The following is a 17898-nucleotide window of genomic DNA, read 5'->3' as shown; positions in this document are numbered from 1 at the left end:
AGGTCACAGCCGTGCCCTCTGCTGCTCCTTTGATGATCTGACCTAGCATCCGAGCATGACGGTCCTGCCTGACGACGGGCTCTCGCTGGCCGCCGAGTTCCCTGACGCAACCCATGAGCAATGGCAACGCCTGGTGGAAGGCGTGCTGCGCAAGTCGGGCAAGGACGTCTCGGGCCCGGCTGCGGAAGACGCCCTGTCCACTGCGCTGGAGGACGGGCTGCGCACCCGCCCCCTGTACACCTCGCGCGATGCCGCGTCCGACTCCGGTCTGCCCGGATTCGCCCCCTTCGTCCGCGGCGGTCGCGCCGAGGGCAACACGGTGGGCGGCTGGGATCTGCGGCAGCGGCACACGGCGCTGACGGACGGCCTGGTGCTCGCCGACCTGGAGAACGGCGTCACCTCGCTCTGGCTGGTCCTCGGCGAGGGCGGCATCCCGGTGTCGTCGCTCGGCCGCGCCCTGGAGGGCGTCTACCTCGACCTGGCCCCTGTCGTCCTCGACGCCGGCGCCGACGTGGAGCCCGCCGCGCGGGAGCTGCTGCGGCAGTACGAGGCGCGGGGCGTCGCCAAGGAGGCGGCGCGCGGCAACCTCGGCGCCGACCCGCTCGGCCACGAGGCCCGTACGGGCACGTCCTCGGAGTGCGCGCCGGTCGCCTCCCTGGCGCGGCTGTGCGCCGAGGAGTACCCGGGACTGCGGGCGCTGGCCGTGGACGCGCTGCCGTACCACGAGGCCGGCGGCTCGGCCGCCCAGGAGCTGGGCTCCTCGCTGGCGACCGGCGTCGCGTATCTGCGTGAGCTCACCGAGGCGGGGCTGACCGCCGAACAGGCGTGTGCGCAGCTGGAGTTCCGGTACGCGGCCACCGCCGACCAGTTCCTGACGATCGCCAAGCTGCGCGCCGCGCGCCGGCTGTGGGCACGGGTGACCGAGGTCTGCGGGGCGCCCAGCGCTCAGGTGCAGCATGCCGTCACCTCGCCGGTGATGATGACGCGCCGGGACCCCTGGGTGAACATGCTGCGCACGACGGTGGCCACGCTGGCCGCCGGGGTCGGCGGCGCCGACGCCGTGACCGTGCTGCCCTTCGATCACGCGCTCGGCCTGCCGGACGCCTTCGCCCGGCGCATCGCGCGCAACACCTCGACCATCCTCATCGAGGAGTCGCACCTCGCCCGGGTGATCGACCCGGCGGGCGGTTCCTGGTACGTGGAGGCCCTCACCGACGAACTGGCCCGGGCGGGCTGGGAGTTCTTCCAGCGGATCGAGCAGGCGGGCGGCCAGGCGGCCGCGTTGCGCTCCGGGCAGCTGGGCCAGGACCTGGCGCAGACGTGGGAGGCCCGCACGGGCAAACTCGCCAAGCGGCGCGAACCCATCACCGGCGTCAGCGAGTTCCCGAACCTGACCGAGCCGCCCGTGGAGCGTGCGCCCGCGCCCGCGCCCCGGTCCGGGGGCCTCCCCCGGGTCCGCCGCGACGAGGCCTACGAGGCCCTGCGCGCCCGCTCCGACGCCCACCTGGTCGCCACCGGCGCCCGGCCCCGGATCTTCCTGGCCGCGCTCGGCCCGGCCGCCGCCCACACGGCGCGCCTCACCTTCGCCTCGAACCTCTTCCAGGCGGGCGGCGTCGAGCCGGTCACCGAGGGCACCTTCGAGGAGAGCGGTGCCACGGAGGTGTGCCTGTGCTCCAGTGACGCCCTCTACGAGGAGCAGGCCGCGACCGTGGCCGCCGAGTTCAGGTCGGCGGGCGCCACGCACGTGTTCCTCGCGGGCCGCCCCGGGCAGTACACCGATGTCGACAGTTACGTCTTCGCGGGCTGTGACGCCGTCGCCGTGCTGTCCGCCACCCTCGACCGCATGGGAGTGTCCTGATGGGAATCCCCGACTTCTCCGGGATCGAGCTGGGCACCCCGGCCGCCGGCGGCGGCGCCGACGAGTGGCGCACGGCCGTCAAGCAGGCCACGGGCGGGGACGAGCCCCTGTGGGAGACCCCGGAAGGCATCGCGGTCAAGCCGCTCTACACCGGCCGTGACCTGGAGGGCCTGGACTTCCTGGGCACCTACCCGGGCATGGCGCCGTATCTGCGCGGCCCGTACCCGTCGATGTACGTCAACCAGCCCTGGACGATCCGCCAGTACGCGGGCTTCTCCACCGCCGAGGAGTCCAACGCGTTCTACCGCCGCAACCTGGCCGCCGGTCAGAAGGGCCTGTCGGTCGCCTTCGACCTGCCGACCCACCGCGGCTACGACAGCGACCACCCGCGCGTGACGGGTGACGTCGGCATGGCGGGCGTGGCGATCGACTCGATCTACGACATGCGGCAGCTGTTCGACGGGATCCCACTCGACAAGATGACCGTGTCGATGACGATGAACGGCGCCGTGCTGCCGGTGCTCGCGCTCTACATCGTCGCCGCGGAGGAACAGGGCGTAGCGCCCGAGAAGCTGGCCGGGACCATTCAGAACGACATTCTGAAGGAGTTCATGGTCCGCAACACCTACATCTATCCGCCGAAGCCGTCGATGCGGATCATCTCCGACATCTTCGCCTTCACCTCACAGCGGATGCCGCGCTACAACTCCATCTCCATCTCCGGCTACCACATCCAGGAAGCCGGTGCGACGGCCGACCTGGAGCTGGCGTACACGCTCGCGGACGGAGTGGAGTACATCCGCGCGGGCCGTGAGGCCGGCCTGGACGTGGACGCGTTCGCGCCCCGGCTGTCGTTCTTCTGGGCGATCGGCATGAACTTCTTCATGGAGGTCGCCAAGCTGCGGGCGGCGCGGCTGCTGTGGGCGAAGCTGGTGAAGCAGTTCGACCCGCAGAACTCCAAGTCGCTGTCGCTGCGCACCCATTCGCAGACCTCGGGCTGGTCGCTGACCGCCCAGGACGTGTTCAACAACGTCACACGTACGTGTGTCGAGGCGATGGCAGCGACGCAGGGCCACACCCAGTCGCTGCACACAAACGCCCTCGACGAGGCGCTCGCGCTGCCGACCGACTTCTCCGCACGCATCGCCCGCAACACGCAGCTGATGATCCAGCAGGAGTCGGGGACGACCCGGGTCATCGATCCGTGGGGCGGCAGCGCCTATGTGGAGAAGCTGACGTACGACCTCGCCCGCCGCGCCTGGCAGCACATCCAGGAGGTCGAGGCGGCGGGCGGCATGGCCAAGGCGATCGACGCCGGCATCCCCAAGCTGCGCATCGAGGAGGCCGCGGCCCGCACCCAGGCCCGGATCGACTCCGGACGCCAGCCCGTCATCGGCGTCAACAAGTACCGCGTCGACAGCGACGAGCAGATCGACGTGCTCAAGGTCGACAACTCCTCCGTGCGCGCCCAGCAGATCGAGAAGCTGCGGCGGCTGCGGGCGGAGCGCGACGAGCAGGTCTGCCAGGACGCGCTGGACGCGCTCACCCGGGCCGCGGGCGGCGAGGGCAACCTGCTGGAGCTGGCGGTGAACGCGGCCCGCGCGAAGGCCACCGTCGGGGAGATCTCGGACGCCCTGGAGAAGGTGTACGGCCGGCACGCGAGCCAGATCCGTACCATCACCGGCGTGTACCGCAACGAAGCCGGGGAGTCGCCGTCCGTGGACCGCACCCGCACCCTCGTGTCCGACTTCGAGGAGGCCGAGGGCCGCCGCCCGCGCATCCTGGTCGCCAAGATGGGCCAGGACGGCCACGACCGCGGCCAGAAAGTGATCGCCACCGCGTTCGCCGACCTCGGCTTCGACGTGGACGTCGGCCCGCTGTTCCAGACGCCGGCCGAGGTGGCCCGCCAGGCCGTCGAGGCGGACGTGCACATCGTCGGGGTGTCGTCCCTGGCCGCCGGTCACCTCACCCTCGTACCGGCGCTCAAGGAGGCGCTGGCCGAGGAGGGCCGCGAGGACATCATGATCGTGGTCGGCGGCGTGATCCCGCCGCAGGACGTGCCCACGCTCCTGGAGATGGGCGCGGCCGCCGTCTTCCCGCCCGGGACGGTGATCCCGGACGCCGCGTACGACCTCGTAAGGCGGCTGGGGGCCGACCTCGGGCACGAGCTGTGATCGATCTCGACACATATGTGAAGGGTGTCCTCGACGGGAAGCGGGCCATCGTCGCGCGCGCCATCACGCTCGTCGAGTCCACCCGGCCCGGGCACCGGGTGCTGGCCCAGCAGTTGCTGACCGAGCTGCTGCCGCACAGCGGGAAGGCCCGGCGGATCGGGGTCAGCGGGGTGCCGGGGGTCGGGAAGTCGACGTTCATCGACGCGTTCGGCACGATGCTCACCGCGCTCGGCCACCGGGTCGCGGTGCTGGCCGTCGACCCGTCGTCCAGTCGTACGGGCGGTTCGATCCTGGGCGACAAGACGCGGATGGAGCGTCTGTCGGTCGACCCGGCCGCCTTCATCCGCCCTTCCCCCACCGCGGGCACGCTCGGCGGGGTCGCCAAGGCCACCCGCGAGTCGATCGTGGTGATGGAGGCCGCGGGCTACGACGTGGTGCTGGTGGAGACGGTCGGTGTCGGCCAGTCCGAGACCGCGGTCGCGAACATGGTCGACTCCTTCCTGCTGCTCACGCTGGCCCGCACGGGCGACCAGTTGCAGGGCATCAAGAAGGGCGTCCTGGAACTGGCCGACGTGCTCGCCGTCAACAAGGCGGACGGCCCGCATGAGCGCGACGCCCGGGCCGCCGCGCGCGAACTGGCGGGCGCGCTCAGGCTGATGCACGGCAGGGACGCCGCCTGGACACCGCCCGTCCTGCATTGCAGCGGACGCGAGTCGATCGGCCTGGACGGCGTGTGGGACCGCCTCGAACAGCACCGGACCCTGCTCGACTCCACCGGCCGTCTCGCCGCCAAGCGCCGGGACCAGCAGGTCGACTGGACGTGGACCATGGTCCGCGACGAGCTCCTCGGCCGCCTGCACTCGGACCCGGCGGTACGGGCGCTCGCGCCGGCGCTGGAACAGCAGGTCAGGAACGGCGAGTTGACGGCGACGCTGGCCGCCGAGGGGATCCTCGCGGCATTCGAGGCCAAGTCCTCAAGTCGCCCGCCGAGCCCGGACGGTCAGCACGCCGACGCGTCGGAACCTCGCGGCGCCACCAGCCCCGACTCGTAGGCGAACACGACGAGTTGGGCGCGGTCCCGCGCCCCGAGCTTCGTCATCGCCCTGCTGATGTGGGTCTTCGCCGTGAACGGGCTGATCACCATGTGCGCGGCGATCTCCTCGTTGGTGAGCCCGCGTGCCGCCAGCGCCGTCACCTCACGCTCGCGCCGGGTCAGGCACTCCAGGCCGGGCGCTGTGGCCCGGTCGGGAGGACGCGAGACGAACTCACCGATCAGGGTGCGGGTCACCGACGGTGACAGCAGCGCCTCCCCTCCCGCCACCACCTCTATCGCCTGAAGCAGGTCGGCGGGTTCGGTGTCCTTCAGCAGGAACCCGCTCGCACCGGCCCGCAGCGCCTCGAAGACGTACTCGTCGTGGCCGTAGTTGGTGAGGATCACGACTCGGACCCCCGACAGGGCCGGGTCGGCGGCGATGTGGCGGGTCGCCTCGATGCCCGTCATCACCGGCATCTGTACGTCGATCAGCGCGATGTCGGGCACCTGCGCGCGGATCAGCGCCAGACCCTGCTCGCCGTCCGCCGCCTCGCCGACCACCTCGATGCCGTCCTCGGCGTCCAGCAGGGCCCGGAAACCGGCCCGCATCAGCGCCTGGTCGTCGACGAGCACGACCCTGATCACGCCGTCCGTCATGCCGCCTCCCCCACGGGCAGCCGTGCCCGCACCGCGAACCCGCCGCCCTCGCGCGGGGCGGCGTCCAGCGTGCCGCCCAGGGCCGTGACGCGTTCGCGCATGCCGGTCAGGCCGATGCCGGGGGTGGGCGGACGGGACGGGTCGGCGGCGCCGTCGTCCTCGACACTTATCGTCAAGTCACCCTTTTCATAAGCGAGTTGCACGCTCACCTTCGCGGGTCCCGCGTGCCGGGCGGCGTTCGTCAGTGCCTCCTGGACGATGCGGTACATGGCCCGGTCGACCGTCGCCGGCAGCGGGCGCTCCTCCCCCGTCACCCTCAGGTCGACCGCGAGCCCCGCCGCCCGCGCCCGCTCCACGAGCAGCGCCGGGGTGCCGGTCGACTCGTCGGTGCGCAGCACTTCCAGCGTGGCGCGCAGCTCGCGCATGGCCTCGCCGCTCGCCTCCTGGATGGCGAGCAGCGCGGGCGGCACCTCCTCGCGGCGCTTGCGGGCGAGGTGCACGGCGACGCCCGCCTGGAGCTTGACGATCGAGATGCTGTGCGTGAGGGAGTCGTGCAACTCCCTCGCGATCCGCAGGCGCTCCTCGCCCGCCCTGCGCAACGCCGCCTCTTCTCTGGTGCGTTCGGCCTCCAGGGCGCGCTGTTCCGTCTGGCGCAGATATGCCTGCCAGTTGCGGTCGGCGAGGCCCGTCACCACCGCGCACAGGAACCAGCCGGCCAGCAGCAGCGCTTCCTGAGCGATGTCCGAGCTCGCCGAACCTGCCGCCACATAGCCGCCGAGGAACAGCGCGGCGGTCGCCGCCGCCGTCCCCCGGTGTCCGGTCCGCGACGCCGTGTGCACCGCGCCCACGACGGGGATGGCCAGGGTGGCGGCGGGCCCGGCATGGAGCACTTCGGCGAGCAGAGCGGCGGTGGTGACGGCGAGGACCACGCGCGGGGCGACGCGGTGTGCGGCAATGGCCAGCGAACCGACCGCGATCAGCGCGCAGTCGAGGAGCCCGGCACGGTCGTCCGCCACGGCGGCGAGCAACACGATCACGCCGACCACGACCCCGACGGCCGCGTCGACGAACCGCTCGCGTGTGACCCTGTGCCCGCTCATGCCCGCACACTAGACGGCGCCACCGACAGCGACGTCACCCCTGTGGACGGCTCTGCGACTACTCCCCACGCAGTAGTGCCCGGCACCGGCCCGCCCCGCCGTCGCAGCGCCGACTGCCACCGCCGGTACGACGACCCGGCCGACCCCGGCGGCGCAGGCTACTGCCCATGCCCACACCCTTCCGTTACACCGAGCCCCTCCCGCCCAAGTCGGCCACCGGCACCGTCGCCGAGGTGTACGCGCAGATCGCCCTCGACTTCGGCATCGCCGAACCCGTCACCTTCGTGGTCCTGTCCTCCGCGCCCGAACTTCTCGCGCCCGCCTGGGCGTTGATGCGCGAGTCCCTGATCGCGGGGGCCGGCAGCCGCACCGGCAAGGAACTGGCGGCCCTCGGGGTGTCGCTCGCCAACAAGTGCCCGTTCTGCGTGGACGCGCACACCGTGCTCCTGCACGCCACCGGAGACCACGCGCTGGCCGAGCGGCTGGCCCGCGGGGAGCAACCGGAGAACGAGGAGCACGCACGCGTGCTGGCCTGGGGGCGGCACACGCGCGTGCCCGGCGCCGACCTCACGCCGTACCCCTTCCCCCGCGAGCACGCCCCGGCCTACCTCGGCACCGCGCTCACCTTCCACTTCATCAACCGCATCGCGTCGGCCCTGCTGACCGAGAACCTGCTCCCGGCCGGAGCCCAGCGGTTCCGGGCGGTACGCAGCCTCGCGGGCCGCACCCTCGCCCGGACCGTACGCCGCCCGGCCCGGCCCGGCGTGTCCCTGCCCCTGCTCGACCCGATCGACCCCGGCGAGGCCCCCGCGTGGGCGGCCGGTACGCCCGTCGGTCTCGCGTACGCGGCGCTGCTCAGGGCGGCCATGTCGGGCGCCGGCCTCCTCGACGCCGACGACCACGACCTCGTGGAGGCGACCCTGCAGGACTGGGACGGCTCCCATCCGCCGCTCACCCTGGACGGGTTCCCGGACCGCAGGGAGCGACCGGGGGCGCGGCTGGCGCTGCTTGCCGCTCTCGCGCCGTACCGCATCACGGAGGAGGACGTGCAGGCATGGCGCCGGCCGGAGCACACCGATCACTGCCTGGTGCACCTCGTCGCGTACGGCGCCTTCACGGCCGTGGACCGCATCGAAAGCTCACTTTCCACGCAAATCGGCCGGGAAGCCAAGCAAGTGGCCCAGGGCACCCCGTAATTGCGGCCGGCCGGCGACCCGGCGGTAACCACGTCAGCACGGAGCGAGTTGGGCCTTCCGCCTCACAGGGAGTCATGTGACACTGGCGTCCCGTCCGCAGTGCGGACTCCCTCCGCACCGTCCCCCACGAAATGTGCGCCGTGCGTTCTCTTCCCTTGCCGCTCGCCCTCACCGCGCGCCTGTCGCCCGTCGTCGTGCTCGCCGCGGCGGGCTGGGCGCTGTCGTCCGGACCCGCGACACCGGCCGCCGAAGACACAGCGACGCAGAAGAGCAGGGACGAGTCGCCCTCGGCCCCCGCGACGGCCGCCGTGCCGAAGACGTACGCCGCCGCGCCCGCACCCTGCGACAGTCTGGGCTCGAAGTCGGTCAAGGAGCTCGTCCCGGGCGCCAAGCCGGCCGGCAAGGAGATCCCCTCGACCGACGCGAAGGTGCGCCGCACCTGCTCGTGGAACGCGCTCCAGGGCTTCGATTACCGGTGGCTGGACGTGTCCTACGAGGTCACGGAGTCCGACGAGGCGGCGGAGAAGTCCTACAAGGAGCGCGTCGCGGACAAGAGCGGCGGCGGCGAGGTCCCCGGTGTGGGCGACGCGGGGTACTCCGTCGTGAACCTCACCACCGAGGACAAGCAGCAGACCCGCGAGGGTGTGGTGCTGGTCCGCGCGGCCAACGCGCTCGTCTCCATCACCTACAGCGGCAGCGACTTCGAGTCGAACGAGGCACCGGCCACGGCCGAGATCAACAAGGGCGCGATCAAGGCAGCCAAGGAGGCGGTGGCCGCCTTGGAGGACGGTCAGAAGGGCTGACCGTCCTCCTCGGATCAGGCCTCGACGCGTTCCTTGTGGCCGGCCATCAGCACCACGTACAGCACCAGCGAGGCGCCCAGGCCCACCGCCCAGCCGTAGTCGGCCAGCGGCTTGAGGAACGGGATCAGTCCGTCGGCCGGGAACGGTCCGGTCTTCGATCCGTCGGCGCCGACGCCCGAGTACGAGCCGCCGACCGCCAGGACACCACCCACCAGGAACGCCAGGATCGCGCGCCAGTTCCAGCCGGACGTGTACCAGTAGCGCCCGCCGGGCGTGTACAGGTCCGCGAGGTGCAGGACCGTACGGCGGACGATCCAGTAGTCGGCGATCAGGATGCCCGCGACCGTGCCCAGCAGGCCGCCGACCACGCCGAGCCAGGTGAAGATGTAGAACTCCGGCGTGGAGATCAGCTTCCACGGGAAGATCAGGATGCCGACGACACCGGTGATCAGCGCGCCGGTACGGAAGTTGATGAGCTTCGGCGCCAGGTTCGCCAGGTCGTACGCCGGGGAGACGACGTTCGCCGCGATGTTCACGGAGATGGTGGCGACGAGGACGACGATCAGCGCGAAGAGCAGGCCGAACGCGTTGTCGGCCTTGGCGGCGAGGGTGACCGGGTCCCAGATCGCCTCGCCGTAGACGACCTCGGAGCCGGAAGTGACGAGCACGGCGAGGATCGCGAACAGGGTCATGGTGGTGGGCAGGCCCAGCGACTGCCCCCAGGTCTGTGCCTTCTGGCTCGCGCCGAAGCGGGTGAAGTCAGGGATGTTGAGGGACAGGGTGGCCCAGAAACCGATCATCCCCATCAGGGACGGGAAGAAGACCGGCCAGAAGTCGGGGCCCCAGCCCAGCTTCGACGGCTGGTCGAGCAGCGCGCCGAACCCGTCCGCCTTGACCGCGATCCAGACCAGCAGCACGAGCGCGCCGACGATCACGAAGGGCGCGGCCCAGTTCTCGAAGTGCCGCAGGAAGTCCATGCCGCGGTAGATGATCGCGATCTGCAGCGCCCAGAAGAGGATGAAGCACAGCCACAGGGGCCATGGGTTGCCCGCGATCTTCCCGGCGTTCTCCCATCCGCCGCCGGTGAGCTTGGAGCCCAGCGCGAAGATGCCGCTGCCGCCGATCCAGGTCTGGATGCCGAACCAGCCGCAGGCCACGGCCGCCCGGATCAACGCCGGGATGTTGGCGCCCCGCAGCCCGAAGGAGGCCCGCGCCAGCACCGGGAAGGGTATGCCGTACTTGGGCCCGGCGTGCCCGGTGGCCAGCATCGGCAGCAGCACGATGACGTTGGCCAGGGCGATGGTGAAGACGGCCTGCTTCCAGTCCATGCCGAGGGCGACGAGGCCGGAGGCCAGCGTCCAGCTGGGGATGCAGTGGGCCATGGAGATCCACAGGGCCGCGAAGTTGTACGTCGTCCACTTGCGCTCGGCGACCGGGACGGGACGCAGGTCCTCGTTGGCGAAGGGGCTGTTGGCGGGGAATGCCTCGGGGGCGAGCTCGATCCGTCCGCCGGCGTCGGCGGACTGCGATATCGGGGACCCCGTGGGGACTGTTTCGGTCATGGGCAGGCCAATCGATCAGAACGGGAGGGGAAAGGCCGTGCGGGCGGGCCTTGGGCCCCTCCCCGGGGCGGCGGGGAGGCCTGGGCCGCGGGGAGGGTGACAAGGGTGGGGGGTGGGGTGGAGCGATGGTGCCGCGAACTCGCGGGCGCATAGCAGGAGTTGAGCACCGGGGTTGAGAACCAGGGGTTGGGAACTAGGGGTTGAGCGCGGGGATGACCGACGCACCGTACGCGTCGATCACGGCTTCCTGCGCGTCGTGCATGTCGTAGACGGCGAACTGGTCGACGCCCAGCTCACGCAGTGCGTTCAGCTTCTCGATGTGCTTCTCGACCGGGCCGATGACACAGAACCGGTCGACGATCTCGTCGGGCACGAACGCGGTGTCGGGGTTGTCGGCGCGTCCGTGGTGGGAGTAGTCGTACCCCTCCCGGGCCTTGATGTACTCGGTGAGTTCATCGGGCACGGCGGCGGAGTGCTCTCCGTACTTGGACACCAGGTCGGCCACGTGGTTGCCGACCATCCCGCCGAACCAGCGGCACTGCTCGCGGGCGTGGGCGAGCTTCTCGGGAGAGTCGTCCTCCGTGACGTACGCCGGGGCGGCCACGCAGATCTTCACCTCGGACGGGTCACGGCCGGCCTCGACCGCGGCCTGCTTCACCGCCTTGACCATGTACTCGGTCAGATAGAGGTCGGAGAGCTGCAGGATGAACCCGTCGGCCTCCTCGCCGGTCATCTTCAGGGCCTTCGGGCCGTACGCCGCCATCCAGACGGGCAGTCGGGCGCCGGGCTTGATCCACGGGAACCTGACGACCGTGCCGCCGCCGAGGTCGGCCTCCTGGCCGCTGCCGAGCGCGCGGATGACCTTCATGGCCTCGCTGATGCGGGCCAGGGTGTTCGGCTTGCGGCCGGCGACGCGCATGGCCGAGTCGCCGCGGCCGATGCCGCAGACCGTGCGGTTGCCGAACATGTCGTTGAGGGTGGCGAACGTGGAGGCGGTGACCTCCCAGGTGCGGGTGCCCGGGTTGGTCACCATCGGGCCGACCGTCAGCTTCTGGGTGTTCGCCAGGATCTGGCTGTAGATGACGAACGGCTCCTGCCACAGCACGGCCGAGTCGAAGGTCCAGCCGTAGCTGAAGCCGCTGCGCTCGGCGCGTTTCATCAGGCTGACGACCCGCGAGGCCGGCGGGTCGGTCTGCAGGACGAGTCCGAAGTCCATGTGCTCCGCTCCTAGTTGAGGTACTGACAGGTGGAGCGGGGGGTGTAGACGCCGTGCCCGGCGCGCCCGGTGTACTCCCGCTCGGTGATGACGAGTTCGCCGCGTGAGAGGACCGTCTCGACCCGGCCGACGGTCTGCTTGCCCTCGTACGCCGAGTAGTCGACGTTCATGTGGTGGGTGACGGCGGACATGACCTGCTCGGCCTGCGGGTCGTAGATCACGACGTCGGCGTCCGCACCCGGCGCGATGGTGCCCTTCTTCGGGTACATGCCGAACATCCGGGCCGGGGTCGCGCAGGCGATCTCGATCCAGCGGCGGCGCGAGATGTGACCGTCGACGACGGCCTGGTGGAGCAGGTCCATCCGGTTCTCGACGCCCGGCAGCCCGTTGGGGATCTTGGAGAAGTCGCCCCGGCCCAGCTCCTTCTGGCCGACGAAGCAGAAGGGGCAGTGGTCGGTGGAGACGACCTGGAGGTCGTTCGTCCGCAGCCCCTTCCACAGCTGGGCCTGGTGCTCCTTGGGCCGAAGCGGCGTCGAGCACACGTACTTCGAACCCTCGAAGTTGGGCTCGGCGAGGTTGTCGGTGGACAGGAACAGGTACTGCGGGCAGGTCTCCCCGAAGACGTTGAGCCCCTCGTCGCGCGCCCGTGTCAGCTCGGCCACCGCCTCCGTGGCCGAGACGTGCACGACGTACAGGGGAGCACCGGCGACCTGGGCGAGCCTGATGGCCCGGTGGGTCGCCTCGGCTTCGAGAAGCGCCTTGCGGACCTCGCCGTGATAGCGGGGATCGGTCTCGCCCCTGGCCAGCGCCTGCTCGACCAGCACGTCGATCGCGATGCCGTTCTCGGCGTGCATCATGATCAGCCCGCCGTTCTCGGCGGAGCGCTGCATGGCGCGCAGGATCTGGCCGTCGTCGGAGTAGAAGACACCCGGGTAGGCCATGAACTGCTTGAAGGAGGTCACCCCCTCCTCGACCAGCAGGTCCATCTCCTTCAGCGTCTCCTGGTTCACATCGGAGACGATCATGTGGAAGCCGTAGTCGATCGCGCAGTTGCCCTCCGCCTTGGCGTGCCAGGTGTCGAGGCCCTCGCGCAGCGAGTGACCCTGGCTCTGCACGGCGAAGTCGACGATGGTGGTGGTTCCGCCCCAGGCGGCGGCCCGGGTGCCGGTCTCGAAGGTGTCGGAGGCGAAGGTGCCGCCGAACGGCAGCTCCATATGGGTGTGGACGTCGACGCCGCCCGGGATGACGTACCTCCCGGTGGCGTCGATGGTCCGCTCGGCCGTCCAGGCCTCGGCGGCCGGGGTGCCGCTCGCGGCGAGGGCGGCGATACGGCCGTCCTCGATCAGGACGTCGGCGTGCATCTCGTCGGACGCGGTGATGACGAGACCGCCGCGGATGACGGTACGGCTGGTCATGGTCCCTCTCCTCGCAGGGTGGACGGTGCGGTCGGTGCGATCAGGGTGCTGTCAGCGGCGTGTAGGCGCCCGGGGCACGGTCGCGGTAGAACTGCCAGCGGTCGCGGACCTCGCGGAGCTTGGCCAGGTCCAGGTCGCGTACGACGAGCTCGGTCTCCTTGTCGCTCGCCACCTCCCCGACGAACTGGGCCTCCGGGTCCACGAAGTACGTGGTGCCGTAGAAGTCGTTGTCGCCGAGGTCCTCCACGCCGACCCGGTTGATCGCGCCCACGAAGTACTCGTTGGCGACGGCCGCCGCCGGCTGCTCCAGCTGCCACAGATAGCGGGAGAGCCCGCGGGAGGTGGCCGAGGGGTTGAACACGATCTCGGCACCGGCGAGGCCCAGCGCTCGCCAGCCCTCCGGGAAGTGACGGTCGTAGCAGATGTACACGCCGATCTTCCCGACGGCCGTCTCGAAGACCGGCCAGCCGCTGTTCCCCGGGCGGAAGTAGAACTTCTCCCAGAATCCCTGCACTTGGGGAATGTGGGTCTTGCGGTACTTGCCGAGGTAGGAGCCGTCCGCGTCGATCACGGCGGCGGTGTTGTAGAGGACCCCGGGCTGCTCCTCCTCGTACATCGGCAGCACGAGGACGATGCCGAGCTCCTTCGCCAGCGCCTGGAAGCGGCGGACGGTCGGGCCCTCGGGGATCTGCTCGGCGTACTCGTAGAACGCCTTGTCCTGCACCTGGCAGAAGTACGGTCCGTAGAACAACTCCTGGAAGCACAGCACTTGAGCGCCTTGCGCGGCCGCGTCCCGGGCCGCCTGCTCGTGTACCTGGATCATCGATTCCTTGTCGCCCGTCCACGCGGTCTGGAAGAGGGCGGCACGGATCACTCGGCTCATCGGGACCTCCGGTCGCTCGGTGTGCGAGAAGGCTAGGAAGTCCCCGGCGCCGGGTTGAGTTGCACGGTGTCACGTCTGGGGGCATGCGGCGTGCCACGGTGTCACCCTGTCGTGATCCCATGTTTCACCGCCGTTTTCCCAGTTCGTGGCAGGTTTCAGGCTTGTTGCGCGTCGTGCGCGAGGAGTGCGATGTGCACGGATGCGGCCTGCTCGAAGTCGTCGAGGTCGACGCCGAGCCGCGTCTGTATCGCCTCCAGGCGGCGATAGAGCGCGGGCCGCGAGACATGGTGGAGCTGGGCGGTGCGGGACTTGTTCCGGCCGGTCGCGAGATACGTCCGCAGCACGGCCAGCATGTCGTCGTCGGCCACGCACAGCAGCCCGTCCAACTCCCGCTCCGCGAACGACTGCACCTGCGGATCGTCCCGCAACAGCCGGATCAGGCCGCGCAGATGCACATCCTTGAGGCGTACGACGGCCGGGAGGTCGAGGGCGGCGGAGGAGTCGGCGACGGCATCGGCGACGTGCTGGGCCTCGCGCAGTCCGGCGGGCACGTCGTCCCAGGCGGTACGTGCGTCGGCGGCGGCCACGACGGTCTGTTCGGCCCCGGACTCGGAGCGCACCCGGGCGGCGAAGTTGCCGGCGAGTACAGCGGCGTCCTGATCCCGGGCGAGACTGAGCAGCACGGCGGTCGCGCCGTCGGTGAGTTCGGCGGCGATCCCGGACAGCCCCAGCATCCGCAGCACGCGCTCCAGTCGGTCCGCCTCACCGTCGCGCACGACCAGCGGCACGAAGGTGCGCCGGTTGACCGGCAGCCCGGCGGCACGCGCGCGTGGCAGCAGCTGCCGGGCCGGTACGACCCCGCTGACGAGGTCGGTGAGCAGGCTCTGCGCGGACTGCTCCTCCCAGCTGTGCGCGGAGTTGCCGCCGAGCATGCGATGCAGGACGAGGGCCTCGGCAGCGCGCTCGGCGAGCAGCCGCCCCGTGGCGGTGTCGCCGCGATGGCCGCACAGCATGATCTGGCCCCACCGCTCCCCGCGCCCGCCGAGCTCGGCGCGGATCCAGCCGTCGCCCTCGTTGCCGCCGGCCTGCCGGGCGATGCGCTCCCAGTCGCGCAGCACGTCGTCCACGGCCGACCGCTCCCCCGCCGTGGCGAGGACGCGGTGCGCGAGGTTGGTGACGACGACGGGGCAGGCGCTGTGCGAGGCGACCTCGTCCAGCAGCCGTTGCAGCGGGGCGCCCGCGGTGATGAGTCCGGTGAGCGCTGTCCGTACGGCCTCCGAGAGGCTGACCGCGGCGAACTTCCGCCGCACGAGCCGGGACTGGACCTCCTCGGTGAGCTCGGCGAAAGGGAACGGCCGGTGCAGGACCACCATGGGCAGCCCGCACCGCTCGGCGGCCCGGCGCATCACGTCCGGCGGTGCGGGGAACGCCCGGCCGAGGCCCAGCACGACGGCCGCCGCCTCGGCCCGGTGCAGGGAGCGGATGTACTCCGCCTGCTTGTCCTCGTCCCCGGCGAGCAGCACCCCGGTCGTGAGGACCATCTCGCCGCCGCTGAGCATCACCCCGACGTCCGGCGCCTCGGCGACATGCACCCAGCGCACCGGCCGGTCCAGCTGACCGGCGCCGGCCACCACCTCGGGCTCCCCGGCGAGGACCCGCTCCAGGGTGAGGACCTGCCGGACCGACAGGGCGGGTTCGAGGGGTTCCGAAGGTTCCAAGGGCTCCCAAAGCTCCGAGGTGATGGTCATGGCGGCGTTCCCTTGCTTCAGGTACTCACAGATGTTCAGCCGGTTCCTGCTAGATGCTCCTCAGCGCGTTCTCGAGGATCGCGGCGCCTTCCTCGGCCTCCGCGACGGTGAGGGACAGGGGCGGGGCGACGCGCAGGGACGTGGTGTTGTGGCCGCCGCCCTTGCCGATGAGGAGGCCGCCCTCACGGGCGGCTTCCAGCACCGCCGACGCGGCGACCGGGTCGGCCTCGTCGGTGCCGGGCCGGGTGAGTTCGATGCCCAGCATCAGGCCCCGGCCGCGCACCTCCCGGACGTGCGGCACGTGCGCCGCGACGGCCCGCAGCCGTTCGAGGAGCAGTCCGCCGACGCGCCGGGCGTTGCCCTGGAGGTCGTGTTCCAGCAGGTACGACAGGTTGGCGAGGCCGGCCGCCATGGTGATCTGGGTGCCGCCGAAGGTCGAGATGCTGTTGGAGTCCAGGCAGTTCATGATGTCGGCGCGGGCGACGACCCCGCCGATGGACATGCCGTTGCCGATGCCCTTGGCGAAGGTCAGCATGTCCGGCGGGCCGGACCGGCCGTGCGCCTGCCAGCCCCAGAAGTGGTCCCCGGTGCGGCCCCAGCCGGTCTGCACCTCGTCGGCGATCCACAGGATTCCGCGCTCGGCGAGCACCTCGCGGAAGGCGGCGTACAGCCCGTCGGGCCCGGATGTGAAACCGCCGACGCCCTGGACGGGCTCGGCGATCAGGGCCGCGGGCGGGCGGGTGTGGCCGAGGATGTCGTTCAGGTCGTCGACGCAGGCGGCGATGAAGTCCTCGTCGCCGAGTGAGGCGTACGGGCCACGCGTGCGCACCCCGCCGTGGACGTAGAGCGTCTGCAGCGGCGACAGCGAGGTCGGGGACCAGCCGCGGTTGCCGGTGATGCCGACGGCGCTGAAGGAGCGGCCGTGGTAGCTGTTGCGCATCGCGAGGATCGTGTTGCTGCGCCGGTAGGTCGTCGCGAGCAGCAGAGCGGTGTCGTTGGCCTCGGTGCCGGAGGTGGTGAAGAAGACACGGGCGTCCGGGATGCCGCTCAACCGGGCGATGCGCTCGGCGAGTTCGACCATCGGCCGGTTGAGGTACAGGGTCGAGGAGTGGATGATCCGCCCGGCCTGTTCGCTGACCGCCTTCGTCACCTCGGGCAGCGCGTGCGCGGTCATCGTCGTCAGGATGCCGCCGAAGAAGTCGAGGTACCGGTTGCCGGCCGCGTCCCACACGTGGCGGCCCTCGCCGTGGGTGATCTCCAGCGGCTCCTCGTAGTACAGGGCGAGCCAGTCCGGCATGACGGCGCGGTGGCGTCCCAGCAGGTCCCTGGTCACGGCTGCACCAGCCCTTCGTAGGCGTCGGGGCGGCGGTCACGGTAGAAGGCCCACTGCTGCCGCACCTCCTCGATGAGGTCGAAGTCGAGGTCGCGGACGATCAGTTCCTCCTCCTCGTCGCTCGCGGTCTCGCCGACGAACTGGCCGCGCGGGTCCACGAAGTACGACGTCCCGTAGAAGTCGTTGTCGCCGTACTCCTCGACACCGACCCGGTTGATCGCGGCGATGAAGTACTCGTTGGCGACGGCCGCGGCGGGCTGTTCGAGGCGCCAGAGGTAGGAGGAGAGACCGCGGTGGGTGGCCGACGGGTTGTAGACCAACTGAGCCCCGTTGAGCCCGAGTTGCCGCCAGCCCTCCGGGAAGTGGCGGTCGTAGCAGATGTAGACACCCACCTTGCCCACCGCCGTGTCGAAGACGGGCCAGCCGATGTTGCCGGGCTTGAAGTAGTACTTCTCCCAGAAGCCCTTGACCTGCGGGATGTGGTGCTTGCGGTACTTGCCGAGGAAGGTGCCGTCGGCGTCGATCACTGCGGCGGTGTTGTAGTAGAAGCCGGACTGCTCGACTTCGAAGACGGGGACGACGACCACCATGCCCGTCTCGCGGGCGAGCTCCTGCATACGCCGCACGGTCGGCCCGTCGGGGACCGGCTCGGCCCAGGAGTAGTGCTCCGGATCCTGGACCTGGCAGAAGTAGGGAGCGTTGAAGACTTCCTGGAAGCCGATGATCTTGGCGCCCTGCCGGGCCGCCTCGCGGGCGTGCGCCTCGTGTTTCGCCACCATGGACTCGGTGTCGCCGGTCCAGGTGGCCTGAACCAGAGCGGCGCGTACGACGTTGGCCATGAGCTGCTCCTTCGACGGGACGTCAGAGCCTCTACGCCCGTAGAGGGGGGCCGTAGAGGCTCGAAAGTAAGCCCCTGGAAC

14 protein-coding genes are annotated in these 17898 nt (G+C 70.8%); 5 read left to right on the top strand and 9 right to left on the bottom strand.

Features of this window, described 5'->3' with window-relative positions:
• Nucleotides 1-55: 55 nt before the first annotated feature.
• From ACZ7M7_RS11990 to meaB, 3 genes are read left to right on the top strand one after another with little or no spacing between them, the layout of a single operon-like run.
• Entirely contained in the window at nucleotides 56-1858 is a 1803-nt protein-coding gene (locus ACZ7M7_RS11990) for a methylmalonyl-CoA mutase family protein (protein ID WP_472115310.1), read from the top strand.
• Nucleotides 1858-4032, top strand: a complete 2175-nt coding sequence (gene scpA / locus ACZ7M7_RS11985; RefSeq protein WP_383609694.1) for a methylmalonyl-CoA mutase — start codon at nucleotides 1858-1860, stop codon at nucleotides 4030-4032. The genes ACZ7M7_RS11990 and scpA overlap by 1 nt, the downstream gene beginning before the upstream one ends.
• Complete coding sequence (gene meaB / locus ACZ7M7_RS11980) at nucleotides 4029-5084, top strand: methylmalonyl Co-A mutase-associated GTPase MeaB (RefSeq protein ID WP_383622681.1); 1056 nt, start codon at nucleotides 4029-4031, stop codon at nucleotides 5082-5084. Before scpA ends, meaB begins: the two co-directional genes overlap by 4 nt.
• Here meaB and ACZ7M7_RS11975 read toward each other — a convergent pair.
• Nucleotides 5033-5722, bottom strand: a complete 690-nt coding sequence (locus tag ACZ7M7_RS11975; protein WP_383609688.1) for a response regulator — start codon at nucleotides 5720-5722, stop codon at nucleotides 5033-5035. The genes meaB and ACZ7M7_RS11975 overlap by 52 nt on opposite strands.
• The gene (locus ACZ7M7_RS11970; RefSeq protein ID WP_472115306.1) at nucleotides 5719-6822 is read right to left on the bottom strand and encodes a sensor histidine kinase; all 1104 of its coding nucleotides are present in this window, start codon (nucleotides 6820-6822) and stop codon (nucleotides 5719-5721) included. The genes ACZ7M7_RS11975 and ACZ7M7_RS11970 overlap by 4 nt, the downstream gene beginning before the upstream one ends.
• Before the next feature lie 167 nt (nucleotides 6823-6989).
• On the opposite strand from ACZ7M7_RS11970, the gene ACZ7M7_RS11965 reads away from it, so the two are divergent.
• Together ACZ7M7_RS11965 and ACZ7M7_RS11960 are read left to right on the top strand one after the other, a co-directional pair.
• Nucleotides 6990-8018: a carboxymuconolactone decarboxylase family protein gene (locus ACZ7M7_RS11965; protein WP_472115303.1), complete on the top strand. Its 1029-nt coding sequence runs from the start codon at nucleotides 6990-6992 to the stop codon at nucleotides 8016-8018.
• 140 nt (nucleotides 8019-8158) lie between these two features.
• Complete coding sequence (locus ACZ7M7_RS11960) at nucleotides 8159-8821, top strand: hypothetical protein (RefSeq protein WP_383609680.1); 663 nt, start codon at nucleotides 8159-8161, stop codon at nucleotides 8819-8821.
• A gap of 14 nt (nucleotides 8822-8835) precedes the next feature.
• Here the strand turns inward: ACZ7M7_RS11960 and ACZ7M7_RS11955 are convergent, their stop codons facing one another.
• The 7 genes from ACZ7M7_RS11955 to ACZ7M7_RS11925 form a co-directional block, all read right to left on the bottom strand.
• Nucleotides 8836-10383 (bottom strand): NCS1 family nucleobase:cation symporter-1, encoded by a 1548-nt coding sequence (locus tag ACZ7M7_RS11955; RefSeq protein WP_383622690.1) that lies wholly within the window; start codon nucleotides 10381-10383, stop codon nucleotides 8836-8838.
• A 193-nt stretch (nucleotides 10384-10576) separates the two neighbouring features.
• Nucleotides 10577-11599, bottom strand: a complete 1023-nt coding sequence (locus tag ACZ7M7_RS11950) for a TIGR03842 family LLM class F420-dependent oxidoreductase (protein ID WP_472115300.1) — start codon at nucleotides 11597-11599, stop codon at nucleotides 10577-10579.
• 11 nt (nucleotides 11600-11610) lie between these two features.
• Nucleotides 11611-13014, bottom strand: coding sequence for a dihydropyrimidinase (hydA, locus tag ACZ7M7_RS11945; RefSeq protein WP_383609670.1), 1404 nt, complete (start codon nucleotides 13012-13014; stop codon nucleotides 11611-11613).
• Between the two features lie 40 nt (nucleotides 13015-13054).
• Nucleotides 13055-13897 (bottom strand): nitrilase-related carbon-nitrogen hydrolase, encoded by an 843-nt coding sequence (locus ACZ7M7_RS11940; protein WP_383609668.1) that lies wholly within the window; start codon nucleotides 13895-13897, stop codon nucleotides 13055-13057.
• 155 nt (nucleotides 13898-14052) lie between these two features.
• Nucleotides 14053-15645, bottom strand: coding sequence for a PucR family transcriptional regulator (locus ACZ7M7_RS11935; protein ID WP_383609665.1), 1593 nt, complete (start codon nucleotides 15643-15645; stop codon nucleotides 14053-14055).
• A 49-nt stretch (nucleotides 15646-15694) separates the two neighbouring features.
• Nucleotides 15695-16978 carry an aspartate aminotransferase family protein gene (locus ACZ7M7_RS11930; protein WP_472115296.1) on the bottom strand — a complete coding sequence of 428 codons (1284 nt, stop codon included), beginning with the start codon at nucleotides 16976-16978 and terminating at the stop codon, nucleotides 15695-15697.
• Nucleotides 16975-17817, bottom strand: a complete 843-nt coding sequence (locus ACZ7M7_RS11925; RefSeq protein WP_472115293.1) for a nitrilase-related carbon-nitrogen hydrolase — start codon at nucleotides 17815-17817, stop codon at nucleotides 16975-16977. The genes ACZ7M7_RS11930 and ACZ7M7_RS11925 overlap by 4 nt, the downstream gene beginning before the upstream one ends.
• Between the last annotated feature and the right edge of the window lie 81 nt (nucleotides 17818-17898).

The sequence above is a fragment of the Streptomyces sp. NPDC111606 genome (genome assembly GCF_055656945.1).
Note: the sequence above shows the minus strand (reverse complement) of the source record. Positions and strands in the feature narration are given on the sequence as shown.